At 55.9% G+C, this 22447-nt stretch carries 22 protein-coding genes and 1 tRNA gene; 13 read left to right on the top strand and 10 right to left on the bottom strand.

Annotated features, from left to right (window positions below; all coding sequences use genetic code 11):
- The first annotated feature begins 114 nt into the window (after window positions 1–114).
- Complete coding sequence (locus MWU60_RS01385) at window positions 115–858, top strand: hypothetical protein (protein WP_247225254.1); 744 nt, start codon at window positions 115–117, stop codon at window positions 856–858.
- 17 nt (window positions 859–875) lie between these two features.
- Here the strand turns inward: MWU60_RS01385 and MWU60_RS01380 are convergent, their stop codons facing one another.
- The 3 genes from MWU60_RS01380 to fabD all read right to left on the bottom strand — a co-directional run bounded on the left by MWU60_RS01380 (window position 876) and on the right by fabD (window position 3010).
- Complete coding sequence (locus tag MWU60_RS01380) at window positions 876–1109, bottom strand: acyl carrier protein (RefSeq protein WP_100367011.1); 234 nt, start codon at window positions 1107–1109, stop codon at window positions 876–878.
- 205 nt (window positions 1110–1314) lie between these two features.
- Window positions 1315–2052, bottom strand: coding sequence for a 3-oxoacyl-[acyl-carrier-protein] reductase (gene fabG, locus MWU60_RS01375; protein WP_247225253.1), 738 nt, complete (start codon window positions 2050–2052; stop codon window positions 1315–1317).
- A gap of 19 nt (window positions 2053–2071) precedes the next feature.
- Window positions 2072–3010, bottom strand: a complete 939-nt coding sequence (gene fabD, locus MWU60_RS01370; RefSeq protein WP_247225252.1) for an ACP S-malonyltransferase — start codon at window positions 3008–3010, stop codon at window positions 2072–2074.
- Between the two features lie 162 nt (window positions 3011–3172).
- On the opposite strand from fabD, the gene MWU60_RS01365 reads away from it, so the two are divergent.
- A complete protein-coding gene (locus tag MWU60_RS01365; RefSeq protein WP_247225251.1) occupies window positions 3173–4360 on the top strand; it encodes a cytochrome b/b6 domain-containing protein in 1188 nt (395 codons plus the stop codon).
- Between the two features lie 62 nt (window positions 4361–4422).
- Here the strand turns inward: MWU60_RS01365 and MWU60_RS01360 are convergent, their stop codons facing one another.
- Both MWU60_RS01360 and MWU60_RS01355 read right to left on the bottom strand, forming a co-directional pair.
- On the bottom strand, window positions 4423–5001 hold the full coding sequence (locus MWU60_RS01360) for a YceI family protein (protein ID WP_247225250.1): 579 nt from the start codon (window positions 4999–5001) through the stop codon (window positions 4423–4425).
- A gap of 123 nt (window positions 5002–5124) precedes the next feature.
- Window positions 5125–5715: a hypothetical protein gene (locus MWU60_RS01355; RefSeq protein ID WP_247225249.1), complete on the bottom strand. Its 591-nt coding sequence runs from the start codon at window positions 5713–5715 to the stop codon at window positions 5125–5127.
- A gap of 269 nt (window positions 5716–5984) precedes the next feature.
- Here MWU60_RS01355 and rpsF point away from each other — a divergent pair, with 269 nt between their 5' ends.
- The 6 genes from rpsF (at window position 5985) to MWU60_RS01325 (ending at window position 10799) form a co-directional block, all read left to right on the top strand.
- Window positions 5985–6338, top strand: coding sequence for a 30S ribosomal protein S6 (gene rpsF / locus MWU60_RS01350; protein ID WP_247225248.1), 354 nt, complete (start codon window positions 5985–5987; stop codon window positions 6336–6338).
- 27 nt (window positions 6339–6365) lie between these two features.
- The gene (gene rpsR / locus MWU60_RS01345; RefSeq protein WP_008235217.1) at window positions 6366–6593 is read left to right on the top strand and encodes a 30S ribosomal protein S18; all 228 of its coding nucleotides are present in this window, start codon (window positions 6366–6368) and stop codon (window positions 6591–6593) included.
- A 12-nt stretch (window positions 6594–6605) separates the two neighbouring features.
- Window positions 6606–7238, top strand: coding sequence for a 50S ribosomal protein L9 (gene rplI / locus MWU60_RS01340; protein WP_247225247.1), 633 nt, complete (start codon window positions 6606–6608; stop codon window positions 7236–7238).
- A gap of 150 nt (window positions 7239–7388) precedes the next feature.
- Window positions 7389–7961: a hypothetical protein gene (locus tag MWU60_RS01335; RefSeq protein WP_247225246.1), complete on the top strand. Its 573-nt coding sequence runs from the start codon at window positions 7389–7391 to the stop codon at window positions 7959–7961.
- Between the two features lie 73 nt (window positions 7962–8034).
- A complete protein-coding gene (locus tag MWU60_RS01330) occupies window positions 8035–8670 on the top strand; it encodes a pyridoxamine 5'-phosphate oxidase family protein (protein WP_247225245.1) in 636 nt (211 codons plus the stop codon).
- A 170-nt stretch (window positions 8671–8840) separates the two neighbouring features.
- On the top strand, window positions 8841–10799 hold the full coding sequence (locus MWU60_RS01325) for a bifunctional 2',3'-cyclic-nucleotide 2'-phosphodiesterase/3'-nucleotidase (protein ID WP_247225244.1): 1959 nt from the start codon (window positions 8841–8843) through the stop codon (window positions 10797–10799).
- A gap of 68 nt (window positions 10800–10867) precedes the next feature.
- Here MWU60_RS01325 and tig read toward each other — a convergent pair whose 3' ends face one another.
- From tig to MWU60_RS01310, 3 genes are all read right to left on the bottom strand, one after another.
- A complete protein-coding gene (gene tig, locus MWU60_RS01320; RefSeq protein WP_247225243.1) occupies window positions 10868–12199 on the bottom strand; it encodes a trigger factor in 1332 nt (443 codons plus the stop codon).
- A gap of 24 nt (window positions 12200–12223) precedes the next feature.
- A tRNA-Leu gene (locus MWU60_RS01315) sits at window positions 12224–12308 on the bottom strand.
- A gap of 98 nt (window positions 12309–12406) precedes the next feature.
- Window positions 12407–14014, bottom strand: coding sequence for an NAD(P)H-hydrate dehydratase (locus MWU60_RS01310; protein ID WP_247225242.1), 1608 nt, complete (start codon window positions 14012–14014; stop codon window positions 12407–12409).
- A 173-nt stretch (window positions 14015–14187) separates the two neighbouring features.
- Here MWU60_RS01310 and MWU60_RS01305 point away from each other — a divergent pair, with 173 nt between their 5' ends.
- Both MWU60_RS01305 and glnA read left to right on the top strand, forming a co-directional pair.
- Complete coding sequence (locus MWU60_RS01305; protein WP_247225241.1) at window positions 14188–14526, top strand: P-II family nitrogen regulator; 339 nt, start codon at window positions 14188–14190, stop codon at window positions 14524–14526.
- A 32-nt stretch (window positions 14527–14558) separates the two neighbouring features.
- Window positions 14559–15965: a type I glutamate--ammonia ligase gene (gene glnA, locus MWU60_RS01300; protein WP_247225240.1), complete on the top strand. Its 1407-nt coding sequence runs from the start codon at window positions 14559–14561 to the stop codon at window positions 15963–15965.
- A gap of 82 nt (window positions 15966–16047) precedes the next feature.
- Here the strand turns inward: glnA and MWU60_RS01295 are convergent, their stop codons facing one another.
- Window positions 16048–16857, bottom strand: a complete 810-nt coding sequence (locus MWU60_RS01295; protein ID WP_247225239.1) for a M90 family metallopeptidase — start codon at window positions 16855–16857, stop codon at window positions 16048–16050.
- 110 nt (window positions 16858–16967) lie between these two features.
- On the opposite strand from MWU60_RS01295, the gene MWU60_RS01290 reads away from it, so the two are divergent.
- Window positions 16968–18818, top strand: coding sequence for an extracellular solute-binding protein (locus MWU60_RS01290; RefSeq protein ID WP_247225238.1), 1851 nt, complete (start codon window positions 16968–16970; stop codon window positions 18816–18818).
- A 91-nt stretch (window positions 18819–18909) separates the two neighbouring features.
- Window positions 18910–20250, top strand: a complete 1341-nt coding sequence (dddP, locus tag MWU60_RS01285; RefSeq protein ID WP_247225237.1) for a dimethylsulfonioproprionate lyase DddP — start codon at window positions 18910–18912, stop codon at window positions 20248–20250.
- On the opposite strand, the gene MWU60_RS01280 is transcribed toward dddP, so the two are convergent.
- The gene (locus tag MWU60_RS01280; RefSeq protein ID WP_247225236.1) at window positions 20247–21128 is read right to left on the bottom strand and encodes an endonuclease/exonuclease/phosphatase family protein; all 882 of its coding nucleotides are present in this window, start codon (window positions 21126–21128) and stop codon (window positions 20247–20249) included. The genes dddP and MWU60_RS01280 overlap by 4 nt on opposite strands.
- 98 nt (window positions 21129–21226) lie before the next feature.
- Between MWU60_RS01280 and MWU60_RS01275 the strand changes: the two genes are divergently transcribed.
- Window positions 21227–22432 carry a bifunctional alpha/beta hydrolase/OsmC family protein gene (locus tag MWU60_RS01275; protein ID WP_247225235.1) on the top strand — a complete coding sequence of 402 codons (1206 nt, stop codon included), beginning with the start codon at window positions 21227–21229 and terminating at the stop codon, window positions 22430–22432.
- Window positions 22433–22447 lie beyond the last annotated feature (15 nt).

Genomic DNA, 22447 nt, shown 5'->3' with positions numbered 1-22447 from the left:
CATGCAGATTGCGTGTTGATGGACACGTTGGGCAAACTGCATACTATTCAATCTCGGCTGGCGCGGGACCCTGGCTCAGCACTCTTTGCCACAGACATCCGGCAAATACGCGGTATGAGCGGCGGGATAAGCGACCGCGCGACTTTGGACGCGGTCGACGGAAACCGCTTTACCGGGCATGGCGCGGACTTCATCCGATTCTTGCAAAACACAAGGTCCCTGCTGCAAAGTGCCAGCCTTGATGATCCACAATCAATACGCATGCATTTTGGCAAATCTACGCGTGATAACCTTGCTGAGATCAGCCAACACCTCAGAGACTTACAATGCACGGACGAACAAGTCGCGGTGGATACGCGGGCCGCAGCAGAACGCCGGCGTGGCGGGGATAGCGACGCAGACGATCTGGCGGAAGTCGCCGAAAACCTGAAAACGCTGGCGAACGAGGTATTTCAACTGCGTACCCTGGCAATCGCAGCAGCCGTCGTCATGGTAGTGATGGCAGCACTCCCCGTCCTGCGCCGTTGGCGGATACTGCAGCGACGCCGTGCCAAGCGACACAACACCACCTATGAAACACCCTACAAATGGAACGGTCGCGAAACCGGGGGCATGCTGATCGACATCAATTGCTTTGGCACCAAGTTGCGGCATGCGACAGGTGCCCCTCTGCCCCAGGGCAGCGATATTGAGATTGCGATATGCAACCAATGGATCGCCGGAACCGTTATGTGGGGCAATGCGCATTACAGCGGGGTCCAGTTCGGCAAATCAATATCGCTGTCGGCCGTCGAACAGGTACGCGCGTCCTCGCAAGCAGCGGAAACGCAAAACGGCGCCCCAAAGGACGCCGCTTAACGCAATCTATCAGGCGTTTACTTCGCGCCGTCGATAAACTTAACAGCGTCGCCAAATGTCTGGATTGTCTCGGCTGCGTCATCAGGGATTTCGATCCCAAACTCTTCTTCAAAAGCCATGACAAGCTCAACAGTATCAAGGCTATCGGCGCCCAGATCATCAATAAAGGACGCAGCTTCGGTCACTTTGTCTTCTTCAACACCAAGATGCTCTACAACAATCTTGCGTACGCGGTCTGCAACGTCGCTCATATTAATTCCTCATGTCTTTCTGGGCTTACACCCGTTGTTCCTCAGGCTTGCGCCCAAACTCTTACGTCCCATGTGGGCCGCTGTCTCATCTGCGAAGCACATTATCTGACGTAACGTCAAACGCGCCTTTCAGCAAATCTGCGTGGCCTATAACAGAGAAATCCATAATGGCAAACGCTTTCCACCGTCCAAATCGAACGACTGATCACAACATGGCCATGCCGCCATTCACATGCAAGGTCGTGCCGGTGACATAAGCAGCCTCTGGGCTGGAAAGATACAAAACCGCCGCAGCAATTTCTTCGGCGTCACCCATGCGACCCGCAGGCACTTGGGTCAAAATACCGGACTTTTGATCATCAGTCAGCTTGTCGGTCATCGCTGTCGTGATGAAACCAGGGGCCACGCAATTGACAGTAATCCCACGGCTTGCCACCTCATAGGCAATTGACTTCGACATCCCCACCATACCGGCCTTTGATGCCGCATAATTGGCCTGGCCGGGATTACCTGTCGCACCAACAACGGATGAGATATTCACGATCCGGCCCCAACGCGCCTTCATCATCCCGCGGATCACTCCTTTGCACAAACGCATCGTCGAAGTCAGGTTCACCTCCAAAACCGAGGCCCATTCATCATCCGACATCCGCATGAACAGGTTATCACGGGTGATGCCTGCGTTATTCACCAGCACATCGACCGATCCCATCGCGTCAGCCGCCTGTTTCGGCAAAGCCGTCACAGCCTCCGCATCGCTCAGGTTGCACGGCAACACATGTGCGCGGTCACCCAATGACGCGGCAAGCTCCTCCAACGGAGCAACACGCGTACCGGACAAGGCAACCGTTGCACCCGCATCATAAAGGGCCTTCGCAATTGCGCCGCCAATACCACCAGAGGCCCCGGTTACCAAAGCATTCTTTCCATTTAGATCAAACATTTAAAAGCCCTTCTTTATTCTAATTCGCAATAGCAGCGATACACGCAGCAACATCATCCGGTGTACCCACAGCAGAAGCGGCCACGTCACGATCAATCCGTTTGACCATACCCGACAGGGCCTTGCCTGCACCAATTTCATAAATCTCGGTGACGCCCTGCGCCGCCATATAGATCACGGTTTCGCGCCAACGAACCGCACCGGTGACCTGATCAACCAGCAGGCTGCGTATTTTCGCTGGATCAGTCACAGCCTCGGCCAGAACATTGGCGACAAGCGGCACCTTCGGTTCAATAAGCGCGACCGTCTCAAGCGCCCGCGCCATCGCATCAGCGGCTGGCTGCATCAGGCTGCAATGAAACGGTGCGCTCACTGGCAGCAAAAGCGCACGCTTGGCACCCTTGGCCTTTGCAATGTCGACGGCACGTTCAACGGCCCCCTTGTGACCGGACACCACGACTTGCGCAGGATCATTGTCATTGGCGGCCTGACATACCTCACCCTGTGCGGCCTCTTCAGCCACCTCCTTGACGGCATCAAGCCCCAGCCCCAACACAGCCGCCATCGCGCCGACGCCCACGGGCACGGCCTCTTGCATCGCATTGCCCCTGACGCGCAGCAGCCGCGCGGTATCACCAACAGACAAAGCACCAGCGGCAGCCAAAGCCGAATACTCGCCCAGCGAATGACCTGCCACAAAAGAGGCAGCATCAACGCCCACACCTTCTGCCTCAAGCGCACGCATGACGGCCATTGAGGTCGCCATCAGTGCAGGTTGTGCATTGGCGGTCAGGGTCAGATCTTCAATCGCGCCTTCCCAGATCAAACCCGACAGGTTTTCGCCCAAGGCCGCATCGACCTCATCAAACACGGCTTTTGCAGCCGGGTAAGCATCAGCCAATGCCTTACCCATTCCAATGGTTTGTGCCCCTTGGCCCGGAAATACAAATGCGTGCATGGCACGTCCCTCGACTTTGTTTTTGTTCTCCGAGGCTTACCGCGCCAAGGCAATACGCACAAGCAATCCCATAATCTGAGCGGATCAGAGAAGAAAAACCACACCCTGTGCGTAAGCCTAGCAAGATGCTAAGCAAAACCAAGGCAGATCTCGGAGACCCGCATGTCCACTACACATTCATCCACAACCTACGGCACCGTCACCAAAACCTTTCACTGGCTGACAGCGCTTTTCATTCTGACAGTGATTCCGCTGGGAGCGATTGCCAACCGGCTGCCGTATGAAACCAACGAACAGCTTGCCTTCAAGGCGCAGCTTTTCTCGTTTCATAAAACGCTGGGGCTTCTTGTTTTTGCGGTAGCACTGGCGCGGATCATTTGGGCGCTGACGCAAACAAAACCAGCCGGGCTGCACCCTGACCGCAAGGCCGAGACGATGTTGGCCGAACTGGTGCATTGGCTGCTTTATATCTCGTTGGTTGCTGTTCCCCTGACCGGCTGGATTCACCACGCCGCGACAGAAGGTTTTGCGCCCCACTTGCTGCCGATGGGTCAAGATCTGCCTTTTGTGCCAAACGATGAAAGCGTGGCAAAACTCTTTGCCGGTCTGCATTGGGTCTGGAGCAAGATAATGGTCGGGGCGATTCTACTGCACATCGCGGGCGCACTGAAACACCACTTCATCGACAAAGACGCCACCCTGCGCCGCATGTGGTTTGGCACATCAGATGCAGGCACAGATGGGTCACATCAAGGCAATCTGGCCGCCCCAATCGCTGCTTTGGTGATATACGCCGCAGCGACGGGCGCAGGCGCCGCAGCAGGCCTTTACACAGCGAAGTCAGACATCGTCCAAGCAGATCTGGCCGAGGTATCTTCGGAATGGACGGTCACCACTGGTGAAATCGGCCTGACAATCACCCAGTTCAACAGCCCCGTTAGCGGCGCATTCGAAGAATGGACCTCCGCCATCACTTTTGATGAAAATGCGACCGGCGTGCTGGGCAACGTCGAAACCACAATTTCCATTGGTTCACTGAAGATCGGATCAGTAACAAATGACGCGCTTGGAAGCGACTTTTTCAACGCGGCCAACTTCCCGACAGCCGTGTTTGCCGGAGAGATCACAGCGGATGGCGACAACTACATCGCTGATGGGACCCTGACGATCAAAGACATCTCAGCGCCGATCAGCCTGCCATTCAGTTTGACGTTAGACGGCGACACCGCAGAAATGGCGGGTTCGGTCGTGATTGATCGACGGACGTTCCAGATTGGCCAAAGCATGAGCGATGAAAGCAACCTTGCCTTTGCCGTCACCGTCGATATCGCACTGACAGCAACGCGCTAAAGAAAAAGGCCGCGCCCTGTTCGCAAGGGCGCGGCCAAAATAGTACTTGGTTTTTGTCAGGCTTATTCGGCCTGCATCGCCTCGATTGAAATCAGGATCTCAACCTCATCACTGACGAAGGGGGCGAACGCGCCTACTTCGAAATCAGACCGCAAAACCGTGGTTGTCGCATCAAAGCCAGCCCAAGGCTTTTCGGCCATCGGGTGCATGCCAACTTGGTTGAGCTTAGCATCCAGAACCACTGGCTTTGTAATGCCATTCAGTGTCAGATCGCCAGTGATCAAGGCGGTATCTTCGCCAGTCACTTCGATAGATGTTGACGCGAATGTAACCATCTCGTCTTCATCGGCACCGAAAAAGTCGCCGCCCATGAAGTGATCAAAGCGCGCTTCCCAACCGGTGAACATGCTGCGGACAGGGAACGAGACGTTTACTGAAGATGCAGCAGGATCTTCCTGATCAAATGCAATTTCGCCTTCGAAACCAGAGAACATGCCATATGTCGTGGAATAGCCAAGGTGATCATAGGTGAACACAATCTGGCTGTGGCTGGCATCCAGCACATAGTTTTCCGATGCGGCGAAAGCGGGGGTCGTGAGTGTAGCGGCGACAAGCGCTGCCGAAGCGATAAGCGTTTTCATGAACAATTCTCCAAGCGGGTGAGTTTATGTACCGCAGGAGATAGCGCAAATTGTCGCAGATCAAAGCTTCAAAAATGAACACAAGTTGTTCAGCAACACATAGTAGTGCGGCGTTGACAAGGCTTAAGCGGCGTCGCGATGCATCGGGATTGTTGTGCCCAACAGATCGTGGGCCAACTGATCGCGCAGTGGCATCAGCTGTGCCTGCGTGCCTTCGGCAACCAAAACGGTCTGCGATGTATTACGGTACCGCATAATCAACTGTGACCGTCCGGTTTCGTCGTTTTCCTCAATGAAAACACCGCCGATCTCTTCAAAGCCATAGGCTGCAACAGTCGTTGGCTTGCCCGCGCGATTGCACACAACTTCGCGGATTTCATCAAGGCTGGTGTCAACATGCACCTCAGCCAAGGTCCCGCGGCTGGCAAACCACAGCAGATAAAAAGCCGCAGCCCCCATCAAAGTGGCCGCACCGATGCGCATGATGCCAGCACCACCATCAAAAAACAGGGTTGGCAGCACCAGAACGCCAAAACTGGCGGTCATCAGGCAAACACCGAAAAAGAAACAAACTGCCTGACCGAGCATCACCGCAAGCGGCACACCGCTGCCAGAGCGTATTTTGTAGCCCCAAAAGATATCTTCGACCGTGAAAGGTGCTTTACGGGCGATGTTGCCAGCAAAATCCGCGGTAGATGCATTCATATCGGTCATAGGGCTCTCTCCGTCTTGTCGTCTTGCAGTAAACTGTCTGGCAAAGGGGGCAATAAAGGGGCAAGGTCAAGGCGTGGTTAAGAAATCTGCGATTGTTGCCCAAAGGACTCTTTTCGCAGTGTTTCAAGGCTTGCATCACACTATCGCCCCTGTATAAGGCCGCATCCTTGCTGCACAACTTATGAACTGCGCAGCCTCTCGTGGATGGGACGCACGCAAGGTTAACCGCCCATCCTTTGAAATGCGCCGATATATGAACTGGAGTAAGCATGCCGCTATACGAGCATGTCATGATTGCGCGTCAGGATTTGTCCAACACGCAAGCTGAAAGCCTTATCGAACATTTCGGAACCGTTCTTGCCGACAACGGCGGCAAGCTGCTGGAAAACGAATACTGGGGCGTCAAGACGATGGCCTATAAGATCAACAAGAACCGCAAAGGGCACTATGCCTTTATGCGCACAGACGCGCCCGCCCCTGCTGTGCAGGAAATGGAACGCCTGATGCGCCTGCACGAAGACGTCATGCGTGTGCTGACCATCAAAGTCGACGCACACCAGGAAGGCCCTTCCGTGCAAATGCAAAAACGCGAAGAACGTGGCGACCGCCGCGAGCGCCGCTAATCGTTGATCTAAGAAAGGACACCCATCATGGCTACTAAACCATTTTTCCGCCGTCGTAAGTCCGATCCGTTTGAGGGCGATAACGCCCCCAAGATCGACTACAAAGACACCCGCCTTTTGCAGCGCTACATCTCTGAGCGCGGCAAAATCGTTCCCGCCCGTATTACTGCTGTTGGTGCAAAAAACCAGCGCGCCCTCGCCCGTGCGATCAAGCGTGCCCGTTTCCTTGCCCTGCTGCCATACGCCGTCAAGTAAGGAGCAAAGCACATGGACGTTATTCTACTTGAGCGCGTGGCAAAGCTTGGCCAGATGGGCGAAGTTGTGTCCGTCAAGCAAGGTTATGCACGTAACTTCCTTCTGCCACAGGGCAAAGCTCTGCGGGTGAACGCAGCCAACATGGCACGTTTCGAGGCTGAAAAGGCCCAGATGGAAGCACGCAACCTGGAAACCAAGAAAGAAGCAGAAGCGCTGGCTGAAAAGCTGGACGGTGAAACATTCATCATCATCCGCTCTGCATCTGACGCGGGTTCGCTTTACGGTTCTGTCACCACACGTGACGCCGCCGAAGCTGCAACCGAAGCTGGCTTCTCTGTCGACAAAAAGCAGGTTGTTCTGCTGGGCACGATCAAAGAACTGGGCCTGCACGACGTTTCCGTCGAACTGCACCCAGAGGTCGCTGCGACAATCACACTGAACGTTGCACGCTCAGTCGAGGAAGCCGAACTGCAAGCCGCCGGCAAATCCATCGCCGAACTGGCCGCCGAAGAAGAAGCAGCCGCTGAATTCGAAATTCAGGAACTGTTTGACGATATCGGTGCAGCAGCATCTGAAGACGATGATCTGGCAGAATCTGCCGGCGTTGAAACAGACGCACCTGCAGAAGAGACCAAAGAAGACTAAGCCTTCTGATAAAATTGCAAAGCATCAGGCCGTCCCTTTCGGGGGACGGCCTTTTGTTTTTTGCTCGTAATAGAATGGAAACAAGCCAAATTCACTTTTTTTTAGCTCCAATGCGCGATGTTCCTGCACGCAACATAAAAAGGAGCGATGATGAAAAAACTTATGTCCGGTCTTGCGATCGCAATCGCAGCCATGCAACCAGTCCACGCCGATGAAACGCAGCAAGCGATGCAGGCCTTCCTGACAGATAACATCGTCAGCTGGGCCTCCGATCCCACAATAATCGCCGCGATTGAAGCGCAGAACATCGAAACCTCTGGGTTTGATCAGGCAAAAATCGACGAGCTCGATAGACTATGGCGCGGCTTTTTTGGCATTGATGATGCCGAAATAATCGCCAGTGTCATCAGGACACCAGCAGCAGATTTCTTACGTGCTCAGGTCGAACAATCAGGCGGTGCCATCACCGAGGCTTTCGTGATGGACGCCCGAGGTCTGAACGTCGCAGCATCGCTGCCAACGTCCGACTATTGGCAAGGAGACGAAGCCAAGTTCCAGCAGACATTCTTGGTTGGCGAAACCGCCGTACATTTTGGCGACGTCGAATTGGACGCATCAACGCAGCAGGCACAAGCACAAGTTTCCATGACGATCGTCAACCACGACACCGGCGTTGCGATTGGCGCATTGACAGTTGGGATCAACTTGAATGCCCTGATGTAGCCAACGCCCTCCTCTTGACTATCGGGCATGGTGCCCCCCTGATGTTTCGTGAACACAGCATCAGAGGGGCCGCATGTCTTACAAACCGGAAACTGTTTTGACAACGATGGCAGAGGTCAGGGCAGTCATTGACGGTATCCATAAGGCGCAGCAGCTTAAGGTGCTGGACCATATCGACACATACTGCCGCGTCTGGATTGAACGCAGCCCATTCATTGTCATGTCAACCGTCGATACGCGGGGCAACCTTGATGCGTCCCCCAAGGGCGATCCCGCCGGTTTTGTGAAGATCGTTGATCAAAAAACCCTCGCCATCCCGGACCGCCCCGGAAATCATCGGTTCGACAGCTTTCAAAACATCCTGCAAACTGGTCGCATCGGATTGGTTTTTATGGTGCCAAACAGAAACGAAGTTGTGCGCGTCAATGGCAGCGCGCAGATCGTCCGCGACACTGCATTACGCGAAAGCATGGCAATCAAGGGACGCGTCCCTGCCTTTGCGATTGTCGTGAATGTTGAAGAGGCATTCTATCACTGTGGCAAAGCGATCATCCGCTCAAAACTTTGGTCACCGGACGAAGCGGCCACAGTAGATGGGCTGCCGACCTATGGCGAAGCGCTTTTTGCGCAAGCCAAAAGTGGCCTCAGCCATGAAGAGATCGCAGCGCGCTTAAAGCATAACGACGAAAACCGGCTTTATGATGAGTGAGGCGCGCGGGACCTAGACTATCCGCGCGTCACACGGTCCGCCTCCACAACATCCACGCTGCCCCCAAACCAGAAACCAACCGCCGACCAGCAGATCTTGGCCTAACCCACCCTTGCCACATCACTGACCGGGGGGTTTACTGACATCATCAATCAAAACTGGGGGTTCACATGTCACTACGTCTTAATCGTCGTCACTTTATCGCAGGGTCTGCTGGACTTGTCGCACTGCACCCGTTTTCAGTAAACGCAGCCACGGGGCAAGCGCATTTGCGGCTGATGGAAACCACAGACCTGCACGTGCACGTCTTTCCATATGATTACTATGCGGACCGCCCGGTCGATACCGTCGGGCTGTCGCGCACCGCCAGCATCATCGAAGGCGTCCGTGCCGAATCCACCAATTCACTGCTGCTCGACAACGGGGATTTCCTGCAAGGGAACCCGATGGGTGACTACATCGCCTATGAGCGGGGCATGAAAGAAGGCGACATGCACCCGGTGATCACAGCGATGAACACGCTGGGGTTCGATGCGTCCACACTGGGCAACCACGAATTCAACTATGGTATATCCTTCCTGATGAAATCCGTAGCCGGTGCCGCCTTCCCGGTCGTATCTGCGAACGTAGTCAAAGAAATGGGCGCATCGCCCACCGCCGACACCACCCTACTGCCACCCTATACGATCCTGGAACGCGAGATCGTGGATGGCGATGGCACTGCTGCACCCATCAAGATCGGCCTGATCGGTTTTGTGCCGCCACAGATCATGAATTGGGACCGCAAGCATCTGGAAGGAAATGTGCAGGCGCGCGACATCATCGAAAGCGCCCGCGCCTATGTCCCACAAATGAAAGAGGAAGGGGCCGATATCATTATCGCGCTTTCCCACTCGGGGATCGGTGCTGCAGACGCCGAGGACGGTATGGAAAATGCATCTATCCCCCTCGCTGCGGTCGATGGCATTGATGCTATCCTGACAGGTCACAGCCATCTGGTTTTCCCGTCCTCCAACTATGACGATTGGGCTGGGGTCGATGTCGCCGCAGGCACCATCGGCGGCAAACCCGGCGTCATGGCGGGTTTTTGGGGCAGCCATATGGGCCTTGTCGATCTGCTGCTTGAACGGGACGGATCAGGCTGGCATATCTTGTCGCATACTTCTGAAGCGCGGCCCATTTCGCGCCGCGAAGAAGACCGCAGCATCACACCGCTGGTCGAAGATTTCACACCCGTGCTGGCATCAGTGCAAGACGTGCATGATGAAACGCTCGCCTATGTACGCACCGCTGTGGGCAAGACCGCAGCGCCGCTGCATAGCTATTTCGCGCTGGTCGCGGACGATCCATCGGTGCAAATCGTCTCGAACGCACAACGCTGGTACATTGCGGACCAACTGATCGGCACAGACTTCGAAGGGCTACCCATCCTTTCGGCCGCCGCTCCCTTCAAGGCGGGCGGTCGAGGCGGGCCGGAGTATTTCACCGATGTCCCCGTGGGTGATGTGGCAATCAAAAACGTGGCCGACCTCTACCTTTATCCTAACACGGTTCGCGCTGTGAAAATCACCGGCGCACAGGTCAAGGATTGGCTGGAACGCTCGGCTGGTATGTTCAATCAGGTCGCCGCGGGTGCAACTGACGCCATTCTGTTGAACCCTGACTTCCCCAGCTACAACTTCGATGTAATGGACGGGGTGACGTACCAAATTGACCTGACTCAGCCATCAAAGTTTGACCGCGATGGGGCTGTGGTGAACCCTGATGCCAACCGTATCGTAAACTTACAGTTTGACGGGGAACCCATTGATCCAGATCAGGAATTCATCGTTGCAACAAACAACTACCGCGCCTCTGGCGGTGGCAGCTTCCCCGGCGCGTTGGGTGACACGATCATCTTCGAAGGCCCTGACACGAACCGCGATGTCATTGTGCGCTACATTGTGGAACAAGGGACGATTGACCCAAAGGCGGATGCGAATTGGTCATTCGCACCAATGCCAGGCACATCGCTGATGTTTGAAACCGGCCCGGCGGGTGCGGCTTATGCCGACAGCGTTGAAGGTATGGCCATCACACCAGCAGGGACCAGCGATAGCGGTTTCGCGCTGTTCCGTATCGAGATGTAGCGGCAAACCCGTCAACATAGAAAAGGCGCCCAGAAAGGGCGCCTTTTCATTCATAATTCATTTGAGAACTACTCTTCTTCGAGCTTCTCAACAGCCTTTTGCAGGTCTTCTTTAGACACTTCTTTGTCCTTCACCGCGGCCAGCTCAAAGATGTGATCAACGACCTTGTCTTCAAAGAGCGGCGCTTGCATTTGCTGGCGGAACTGGGCGTTCTGCTGCACGAACTCAAAGAACTGACGCTCTTGGCCGGGATACTGGCGGGCTTGGTTCATGATCGCTTGGGTCATTTCCTGATCGGTGACCTGCACCTTGGCTTTCTGACCAATATCAGCCAGTAAAAGACCCAGCTTCACCCGACGCTCGGCCAGTTTGGTGTGTTCTTTCGTTGGCTTGATCTCAGGGTGGTCATGGCCTTCGACCTCAGGGTTTTCTTCATGCCACAGCTGGTGGGCAATCTGGTTAGCCTCAGCTTCAACCAAGGACGCGGGCAGATCAAACTTCACCTTCTTGTCCAGGGCATCCAGCAGGCCGCGCTTGGCAACGGCACGTGAAGCGCCGGTGTACTCTGCTTCCAAACGCTCAGTAATCTGCGCCTTGAGCGCATCAAGATCTTCCGCGCCAAATTTCTTGGCCAGCTCATCGTCCATCTTTGGCTTTTTAGGGCCGTTTACTGACTTGATCGTGCAGGAAAAGACCGCTTTCTTACCAGCAAGCGCCTCTGCCTGATAATCCTCGGGGAAAGTCACCTCGACGTCTTTTTCGTCACCCGCTTTAACCTTCAGCAGGCCATCCTCGAAACCGGGGATGAAAGAGTTGGACCCCAGCACCAGCGGATAATCCTCGGCAGCGCCACCTTCAAACGGCTCGCCGTCGACTTTACCAACAAAATCCAGAACAACCTGATCGCCATCTTTGGCTTGGGTTTTCTTGGGTTCATAGCTTGCAGCTTGCGGGCTTTCAGCAAGATTATCGAGCGCTTCTTTCACCGCATCCTTGTCAGCCTTCACCACAAGACGCTCTAGTTTCACCTTGCTGAAATCGACGTCTTCGATCTCTGGAAGCTTCTCATAGGACACGTCCACTTGGACATCGTCGCCCTCTTTCCAATCTTCGTTGGTCATCTTCATCTCAGGCTGGGCCGCCGGACGATCACCGGTTTCTTCCAGATGCGAAGACAACGCACCATCAATGGCTTCCTGCATGCTTTCGCCCATCAGGCGCTGACCAAATTGCTTGCGCAGCAGCGCCATTGGCACCTTGCCTTTGCGGAAACCCTTCATCTCGACCGTCGGTTGCGCCTCTTTCAGCTTTTCTTCAACCTTGGCGTCCAGTTCGGCGGCGGTCACGGTAATGGCGTATCCGCGCTTAAGGCCTTCGTTCAGGGTCTCGGTGACCTGCATGTGCTGTCCTTCTTTTTTCAAACTTGGTGCGGGTGAAGGGACTCGAACCCCCACGCCTCGCGGCGCCAGAACCTAAATCTGGTGCGTCTACCAATTCCGCCACACCCGCATGATCAAAAAGGGGCAGGTTTTGGGCCTGCCCCCGGTTGCGCGCTGTCTAGCAAACGAATTGACAGGATGCGAGAGGAAAAATCGTCTAAATTCCCCCTAGATACCCAATGCACGAAAGACTTTCGGCAATTCTTCGGGCAAGTCCTCCGCGATCAGCCCCGGACCAAAGGAAAGCGCGCATTCGGTATGCAGCCAGGCGCCGGTTTCAGCGGCCTGCATCGGGGCAAAACCGCGCGCCAAAAGGCCCGTGATGAATCCCGCCAAAACATCGCCTGATCCGGCAGTGGCCAGCCACGGCGCGCTGCGCTCGTAGACCGAGCCATTGATACTGCACCGCCCAGAGGGATCAGCAATCACGGTATCCGGCCCTTTGAACAACACAACACACCCTGCCCGCTTGGCGGCCTCCCGCGTCGCATCGACCTTGGAGTAAGCAGGCCCCTTGGTTGCAGGTGCCGCCAACTTCTCAGCAACATCAGGAAACAACCGCGCGAACTCACCGGCGTGCGGGGTCAGGACGCACTCCTTGTGCAACAAACCAAAGAGAGGCGCATCGTGCCCGATAAGCGTCAACGCATCCGCATCCAAAACCAGCCCCCGCCCGCTCTGCAGGCCTACCTCAACAAGACCACGACTTTCATCGCTCACCCCCATCCCCGGCCCCATACAAAGCGCGTTGATGCGGTCGTCCTCTAGGATGTTGTCCACCCCATCCACACCCTTCACCGCACGCAACATGATCGCATTCAACTGCGCCGCGTTCTCGATCAAAGCGGCAGGCGGGCATCCAAGGGTGACAGCCCCTGCCCCGACACGCAGCGCACCGCGCGCGGCAAGACGGGCAGCTCCACCTTTGCCGACACCGCCGGATTGGATAAGAGCATGGCCGTGTGAGTATTTGTGGGTGTCGAGACCAATTTTCTTCAATCCACGCTGATTGCGCCGGAACCGTCGATTGTCGGGCGACAACAACGATGCAGAGCCGTTAGGCGGTTGAAACCCCTTACCTCTGACCCATCGCCGCTCAATCGACGGCAGTCCAATGTCTACAAGAACCAGTTTCCCGCAATGGCGAGCACCTCGCGCCATATAGTGACCATTCTTAAAGCCGTGGAACGCAACTGTCAGATGCGCAAAAGGATATAAACCGTGATCGTCAGGCAGTTTGATGGTGCGCCCGCTGTCAGCGCATAAGCCGCTTGGCACATCAACCGCCACAATAAGGGGACCATTTGGCTCATCATTGTTGATCCGCGCGTCACGCAACGGTATCAAGCACTCGCTTTCGAGGGGGCGTGATAGCCCAGTCCCGAAGAAAGCATCAATTATTAGTTCCGCATTGTGATAGTAATCACGCTTGATCGTACCAAGTGCGGCCACTTCCCCCATATCCACCCACCGCTCATAATTCGCCTTCGCATCTGACGGCAGCTTCTGGGCATCCCCATAAAGAAACACCTCAACCTCCCAGCCTACCTCTTTCAACAACCGGGCCACGACAAACCCGTCGCCCCCGTTGTTCCCCGGCCCGCACAGCACCACAGCGCGATGTGCCCCTTCCGCCAGCTCGGTCCACTCCTCAAACACGGCCTCGACCACACCCCGCCCCGCGCGCTCCATCAACTCCAGCCCAGTTACCTCACCCGAGGCAATCGCGGCCTGTTCGATGGCGCGCATTTGGGCAGCGGTCAGTAGTTCGGTCATGGTTTCAGCATCCAAAGTTCACAAAATGCCCGCCAAACGCACAAATTGCACAAAATTTGTGCAACGTGTAGTCTTTCACCCGGCCAGCTTGCGATCAGGTTCCGCCACGAATTGTCCCGATGCAAGAGAAATGGTCTGACCACTGACGAAACACCAAAGGGGGAGTCGCGGCCGTGAAAAAGATCGAAGCGATCATCAAACCGTTCAAACTCGACGAAGTGAAAGAAGCCTTGCAAGAGGTTGGCGTTCAGGGCCTGTCCGTCGTGGAAGTCAAAGGTTTCGGCCGCCAGAAAGGCCATACGGAACTGTACCGCGGCGCTGAATACGTTGTCGACTTCCTACCCAAAGTAAAGATCGAGGTTGTCCTTGCGGACGACCAGGTTGATGCAGCCATAGAGGCGATCATCGGAGCCGCCAAAACTGATAAAATCGGTGACGGTAAAATCTTTGTTTCAACCATCGAACAAGCCATTCGCATTCGCACCGGCGAAACCGGCGACGACGCACTTTAATCCAAAACTTACGCTAAAAAGGGACATCATAGATGGACAACAAAGCTGTTCTGAAACTGATCAAAGACGAGGAAGCCGACTACGTCGACATCCGTTTCACTGATCCGCGCGGCAAATTGCAACACGTCACTGTTGTGGCCGATCTGGTTGACGAAGACTTCCTTGAAGAAGGTTTCATGTTCGACGGATCATCAATTGCCGGTTGGAAATCAATTGACCAGTCCGACATGAAACTGATGCCACAGGCCGAAAGCGCTTATGTCGACCCGTTCTATGCAGAAAAAACAGTTTGCATTAACTGTAACATCGTAGAGCCGGACACAATGGAAGCCTACGACCGCGACCCACGTGGTACCGCTGTAAAGGCAGAGGAATATCTCAAATCTTCCGGCATTGGTGATGTCGCCTACTTCGGCCCCGAAGCCGAATTCTTCGTCTTTGACGATGTGCGCTTCAGCGTCTCAATGAACAAAGTGTCCTATGAGGTCGACGCAATCGACGGTGCATGGAACACAGACACCGAATACGAGATGGGCAACACTGGCCACCGTCCCGGCGTCAAGGGCGGCTACTTCCCCGTCAACCCGATCGACGACGCGCAGGAAATGCGTTCCGAGATGCTCTCCACCATGAAGCGCATGGGCATGAAGGTCGACAAGCACCACCACGAAGTGGCGTCATGCCAGCACGAGCTTGGCCTAATCTTTGGTTCGCTCACGCATCAGGCCGACGAGCTGCAGAAATACAAATACGTCATCCACAACGTGGCGCAGGCCTATGGCAAGTCCGCGACATTTATGCCCAAGCCCATCGCTGGCGATAACGGCACAGGCATGCACGTGAACATGTCGATCTGGAAAGACGGCAAGCCGCTTTTCGCAGGTGACAAATACGCTGATCTGTCACAGGAAGCGCTCTACTTCATCGGCGGCATCCTTAAGCACGCCAAAGCGCTGAACGCGATCACCAACCCGTCCACAAACAGCTACAAGCGCCTGATCCCCGGCTTCGAAGCACCCGTTCTGCGCGCCTATTCTGCGCGTAACCGGTCTGGCTGTGTCCGTATCCCATGGGCCGAAAGCCCCAAGGCGAAACGTGTCGAAGCCCGTTTCCCCGATCCGGCAGCCAACCCGTACCTGTGCTTTGCAGCGCTTCTGATGGCTGGCCTTGACGGCATCAAGAACAAGATCGACCCGGGTCCATCCTCCGACAAAGATCTCTACGATCTGCCACCAGAAGAGCTGGCAGCGATCCCAACGGTCTGTGGCTCCTTGCGCGAAGCACTCGAAGCGCTGGAAGCCGATCACGACTTCCTGTTGGCCGGTGACGTCTTCACCAAAGATCAGCTGGAAGGCTACATGGAGCTGAAGTGGGAAGAGGTCTACGCCTACGAACACACACCACACCCGGTGGAATACAAGCTTTACTACAGCTGCTAATTCCTAAAGCGAATGAAAGCCCTGTCAGAGCAATCTGGCAGGGCTTTCTTGTTGAGTTGACGTCAATCGCGGCTTGCGATGCTCAATCCCAAGTCGCGGGATCCAAATCAAGCAGGATTGCAAGTTGCCCATAAATCTTGGGCTCATCCCGTTTCAATGCGCCTGGCTTCTCGAAAAAGGCCTCAATGGCGACGGCGAAGAACTCTTGATGGTTCGTGGCACCATATGGGTCCAATAACGCCCTCTTTCCCGTTTCCACGCTTTGCTCATGGCGCGCAAAGGCATCAAGGAAAACACGCTCCCATTCCGCAAAGCTCTGCCCTTTACGAAACAACGGCACACCATTGGTCTGGCCTGACAGATCATCAAGCTGGTGGGCAAATTCATGCAGGACGACGTTCTTGCCATCATCTTCGACAGCGGCCCCCTGCTGGCTATGGTGCCAGGACAAGATCACCGGGCCCCGTGACCAGCTTTCCCCCAAACGCACCACTTCTTCCTCGCGTACGACGTAGCCATCATGCGTTGTGGTCCTGGATTTGAACGCACCGGGATAGATCAGGATCGTGCGCAGGTTTTTGTACCACGCATCACTATTCACGATGACAAGGCAGGCCTGTGCAGCGATAGAAAGGCGCATCGCATCCGTGACCGTCAACTCATCGCAGCCGATAAAGTCTAACTGATCCAGAAATAGATTGATCTTGCCCTCAAACCGCGCGCGCAGGGCATCGGGCAAACGCCGTGTGATCGGGACTTCTTGCGCAACGATCTGGCGTTGATGATCGGACAAGGCCGCATGCAACAACACCTGCCTGCGCGCCCGTCTTTGCCACGCGCGAAAACCAAAACCCGCGACGACCGCAGCAAGGATCAGAAGAATGACTGTCATACCAGTGACCTATAACGGAATTGTGCACGCACAACAGCGCATCTCGCACTACCTTGACTCAACAGCCATTCATGCTTGTTTGTATGTCAGACCCTTGATCGGAGCCCATCATGAGATTGCATATCTACGCCGCTTTGTCGCTGTTCGCCCTTTCCGCCCCCGCCTATGCCGATGTCACCATCAGCCACGGCTATTCTACCTTTGGCGATCTCAAATACGGCCCCGATTTCACCCATTTCGCTTATGCCAACCCAGATGCGCCCCAAGGCGGCACACTCAGCCAGCGCCAGCTTTATGGCAACACCACCTTCGACAGCCTGAACGCCTTCATCATCAAAGGCGACAGCGCGCCCGAGGTCGCGGTGCATGTCTATGACAGCCTTATGGTGCGGGCGAATGATGAACCTGATGCGCTTTACGGTTTGATCGCGGAAACCATCGAATACCCCGACGACCTGTCTTATGTGACGTTCAACATGCGTCCAGAAGCGCGGTTTCATGACGGCGAACCGGTGACAGCCCAAGACGTGGTCTTCACAGTCAACGCACTCCAAACCGAAGGGCACCCGTTTTACCGCAACCTGTTGGCTGATGTTCTGAACGTCGAAGCCGAAAGCGATCACCGTGTGCGGTTTGACCTGGCCGAGGGCGCGGGAAGTGGCCTTTTAGGCAGCATCGGAGGATTGGCCGTGCTGCCTGAACATTTTTACGACACGGTGCCTTTCGCGGACAGTTGGATGGATACCCCCCTTGGGTCTGGCCCATACGAGCTGACAAGCGTCGATGCCCCCCGCACACTTACCTTCTGCAAGGACGATGATTACTGGGCTGCCGACCTACCGGTGAACGTGGGCCGCAACAATTTCGACTGTTTCAACTACGAATACTTCGCCGACGATACCGTGGGGTTAGAAGCCTTTGCCGCCGGTGAATATCACAAGCGCGTCGAAAACCGGTCGTCATCGTGGGCGACGGGATATGACTTTCCCGCCGCTCAAGCGGGTTATGTCAAGCAAATGCAGATCCCCGATGGCCGCCCCGGTCGCGCGCAGGGCACCTGGCTGAACATGCGCAACCCTGTGCTGCAGGACATCCGCGTGCGCCAAGCTCTTGGCTATGCCTTCAACTTTGAATGGACCAATGCAACGATTTTTTATGATGCTTACGGGCGGACAGACAGCTTCTTTGAAAATACTGACATGCAGGCCAGCGGCCTGCCCGAAGGTGCCGAACTGGCTTTGCTGGAAGAATTCCGCGATCAGCTGCCATCAGAGATTTTCACCGAACCCGCCTTTGTCCCCAATGTCAGCGGTGACCGCCCGCGCGACCGGGGCGCGTTGCGCCGCGCTGGCGAGTTACTTGACGCCGCCGGCTGGGTCGTGGGCGATGATGGCGTCCGCCGCAACGCCGCCGGTGAGCCGATGCGCCTGGAATTTCCCGACAGCAGCCGCAGCCTTGAACGGATCATGATCCCATATACTGAAAATCTAAGGGCCTTGGGGATTGATATCGAATATGAGGTCCTTGACCCCAGCACATGGACCCAACGCCGCCAAGAGTTTGACTTTGATCTTTCGCATACGGCGTGGTTCGTCTCGACAACGCCCAGTTCAGAACTGCGTGCATTTTATGGCTCTGCCGCGGCAGAGGCCGAAGGCAGCAACAACCTGACAGGGCTTGCCGATCCTGTCGTTGATGCATTGATCGAACGGGTTGTGGTCGCGCAATCGCGTGAAGAGCTGAACATCGCTGCACGTGCACTGGACCGGGTTTTGCGATCCAAACATATTTGGGTTTCCGGCTGGACGATTGACTACCACCGTGTTGCGGTCTGGGACATATTCGGCATCCCCGAAGAACCCGCCCCTTATGACGTCTTCCGCAATATGGATTTCTGGTGGTTTGATCGCGAAAAATATGACGCATTAGTCGCCCAAGGCGCGCTGGATCCCGGCCTGTAGCACGCCGCAAAGACCGGGAAATGTCGAAAACGGACATGATCTGACGGGGAACGCGCGCATACTTGGCCCCATAAGGCCAAGGATAATCGCCATGAATACCCACTACCGTGACACCCGCAAAATCGACCCAACACGTGGTGCCACGCTGGGCGACGGCACCCCTAATGATCAGGACCGGGTCGAGATAGGGCCGACGCAACTGGCCTTCAACGAATGGGCTGCGGCCGGCCTGCAACTGCCCAACCTGCCTGCGATGCGCGCTTGGCGCCACAAGCGGTTGGTCGATGCGGTCAATGCGCGCGACTATGGCGGCATCCTCATGTTTGATCCGCTCAACATCCGCTACGCCACCGACAGCACCAATATGCAGCTATGGAACAGCCACAACCCATTCCGCGCCTGTATCGTTTGCGCCGATGGTTACATGGTCATATGGGACTACAAGAACGGGATGTTCCTGAGCAAATTCAATCCGTTGGTGAATGAACAGCGCACAGGTGCGGACCTCTTCTATTTCGATCGCGGCGACAAACTGGAACCTGCCGCAGACAATTTTGCCAACGAAGTGCGCGATCTGATCCACGAGCACAGCGGCGGCAACATGAACCTGGGCGTCGACAAACCCATGCTGCATGGTTTGCGCGCGTTAGAGGCCGTGGGCTTCACCGTTTACCCCGGCGAGGAGTTGACCGAGAAAGCACGCAGCATCAAAGGCCCCGATGAAATCCTGGCAATGCGCTGCGCAAGCCACGCCTGTGAGGCCGCCTGCTATGCCATGGAAGACGCCGCCCGCGCAGGCGTGCCCCAAGGCAATATGTCCGAAGATGATATCTGGGCGGTGCTGCATGCCGAAAACATCCGCCGCGGTGGCGAATGGATCGAAACGCGGCTGCTGTCATCCGGCCCGCGCACCAACCCCTGGTTTCAGGAATGTGGCGGGCGGATCGTACAGAACAACGAAATCGTCGCCTTTGATACAGATCTGATTGGCGCCTACGGCATCTGCGTCGATATCAGCCGTACATGGTGGATCGGCGACCAGAAACCCCGACCCGATATGATCGAAGCGATGCAGATCGGCGTCGAACACATCCGCACCAACATGGACATGCTCAAACCCGGCGTGAACATAGAAGAGCTGAGCCGCAACACCCATGTCCTGCCCGACAAGTATCAGAACCTGAAATACGGCTGCCTGATGCATGGCGTGGGGCTTTGCGATGAATGGCCCTTGGTCGCCTACCCAGACAAAATGGTACCTGGCGCTTTTGATTACGAACTACAGGCAGGCATGACACTCTGCGTCGAAGCACTGATCAGCCCCGAAGGCGGCGATTTTTCCATCAAACTGGAAGATCAGGTCCTGATCACCGAAACCGGCTATGAAAACCTGACCAAATATCCCCATGATCCGGCGTTGATGGGGATTTAAGGCTTCAGCGATACATCTGCCAGCACGCCAAGATGATCCGACCCAAGCAGCCCGCGATACTGCGCCGTGCCCCCGCCCGGCGCATGCACGTGATCCAGCAGCAGTGGCACACCGCGCAAGTCATAGGTCGGACGCACAGGCTGAGCGACCTTTAGATCAGCGGTCTGCTGCATCCCCTGCACGCTATTGGCCCAAGGAAATATGTTGAAATCACCGGCCATCACGACCGGCCCATCCAACGCATCAAGCACCTCAATGGCTGATTGCGCCGACGTTGCATTGCCATAAGGAAAAGGCCAGCTGAGGTGCACGGATGCCACCCACATTGGCCCTTGCCCACGATCCAGCTGCACCGCAGCCAACGCCCGCCGGTCGGAACACCGGGTCTGCAAAATCGGCTCTCGCGACAGCACAGCAACACCGTTCCATCCCGAGAACGTGCAAATATGCTGATGTGGATAGACATCGCGCAACGCTGCCATCATCACGCGATTGCCGCGCGAGACCTCCTGCAATGCGACAACATCAGCGTCGCTATCACGTATGTCGTCGGCCAAGGCAGCCAGTTGACCATTCCGAAACCACATGTTCTTGGAATAGATGCGCAGGTCATCCGCATCATCGGCACCAAAAAACATCGGCACAGTCGTCCCCGCCCCCAGCATCACGCAGGCCGCCAGCATCAGACGCAGGCGCATGCCCATCGGAAAAACAAGGAATAGCAGGCAAACGATGGCAAGCGGCAAACGCAGCAAAGACAGGCTGTCAAAGGCCGGATGCAACGCACCTGCAAAGCTCAAAATGAGCGCGAGTAGCAGGCAGACAGTCCCCGCCTGCATCATCCAAAACAACAGTTTCATCTCAGTAACATCTCTCACCTTGCCGCGATTGTCTGCAAATAGAGTTGCCGCATGCGCATCTGATTGCCATGACTTGCGCAGTTTTTATGCAGACCGCCAAGGAAAGGTCCCGTCACATGCCAACCGAAAAGCTTACCTTCACCGGGCACGCGGGCGACACGCTCGCCGCGCGTCTTGATATGCCCAACGGGCCACATCTGGCGACTGCGTTGTTTGCGCATTGCTTTACCTGTTCCAAGGACATCACCGCCGCCCGCCGGATCGCCGCGCGACTGTCCTCGATGGGTATCGCGGTGCTGCGGTTTGATTTCACAGGTCTGGGCCATTCCGAGGGTGAGTTCGAAAACACCAGCTTTACCTCTAACGTCGATGATCTGATCGCCGCGTGTCAGGCATTGGACGCGCGCGGCATGTCCCCTTCGCTGATCATCGGGCATTCATTGGGGGGTGCAGCAGTGCTAAAAGCTGCCCCAATGATGGACAGCATCAAAGCTGTCGTGACAATCGGCGCACCATTCGATCCTGAACATGTCACCCATAACTTTGCCCACGCGATCCCACAAATCGTCGATCAGGGCGTCGCCGAGGTCTCGCTTGGTGGCAGACCTTTCCGCATCGGTAAAGACTTTGTCGAAGACGTCAGCAAAGCGAACCTGAAAGCGTCTATCGCGAAACTTGGCGCATCCCTTCTGGTGCTGCACGCCCCGCGCGATGCGACCGTTGGTGTTGAAAACGCCTCTGACATCTTCCTTGCTGCAAAACACCCCAAAAGCTTTGTCACCTTGGATGACGCAGACCACCTCATCAGCCGTCCCGCTGACGCCGAATATGCAGCCGACGTGATTGCCGCATGGTCCAAGCGCTATCTGCAACTGGAAGAGCCAAAGGCGCAAGCCGCCGTACCCGAAGGCATCATGCGCGTGACCGAGGCCGACGCGAACGGCTTTCTGCAAGACGTCCAGTCCGGGCCGCATCACGTGCTGGCCGATGAGCCTGCCAAATATGGCGGCACCAACAAGGGGCTTACACCCTATGGTTTGGTCTCTGCGGGCCTTGGTGCCTGCACCTCAATGACCATCCGCATGTATGCGCGGCGCAAAGGCTGGCCACTCACCGGTGTCAGTGTCGATATCACTCACGCCAAGGAACATGCAGCAGATGCGGCGGACCCCGGCGCAAAAGTGGATCACTTTGATCGCCTGATCCGGCTTGAAGGCGACCTGAGCCCCGAACAGCGCGACAGGCTGCTTGAGATCGCGGACAAATGCCCGGTGCACCGTACGCTTGAACGGGCGTCTACTGTATCCACGCATCTGGCATGAAAAAAGGCGCAGCAT

Origin of the sequence: Yoonia sp. F2084L (assembly GCF_023015625.1) — a bacterium.
GTDB lineage: Bacteria > Pseudomonadota > Alphaproteobacteria > Rhodobacterales > Rhodobacteraceae > Yoonia.
This window is presented reverse-complemented; position numbering and strand designations above follow the sequence as displayed.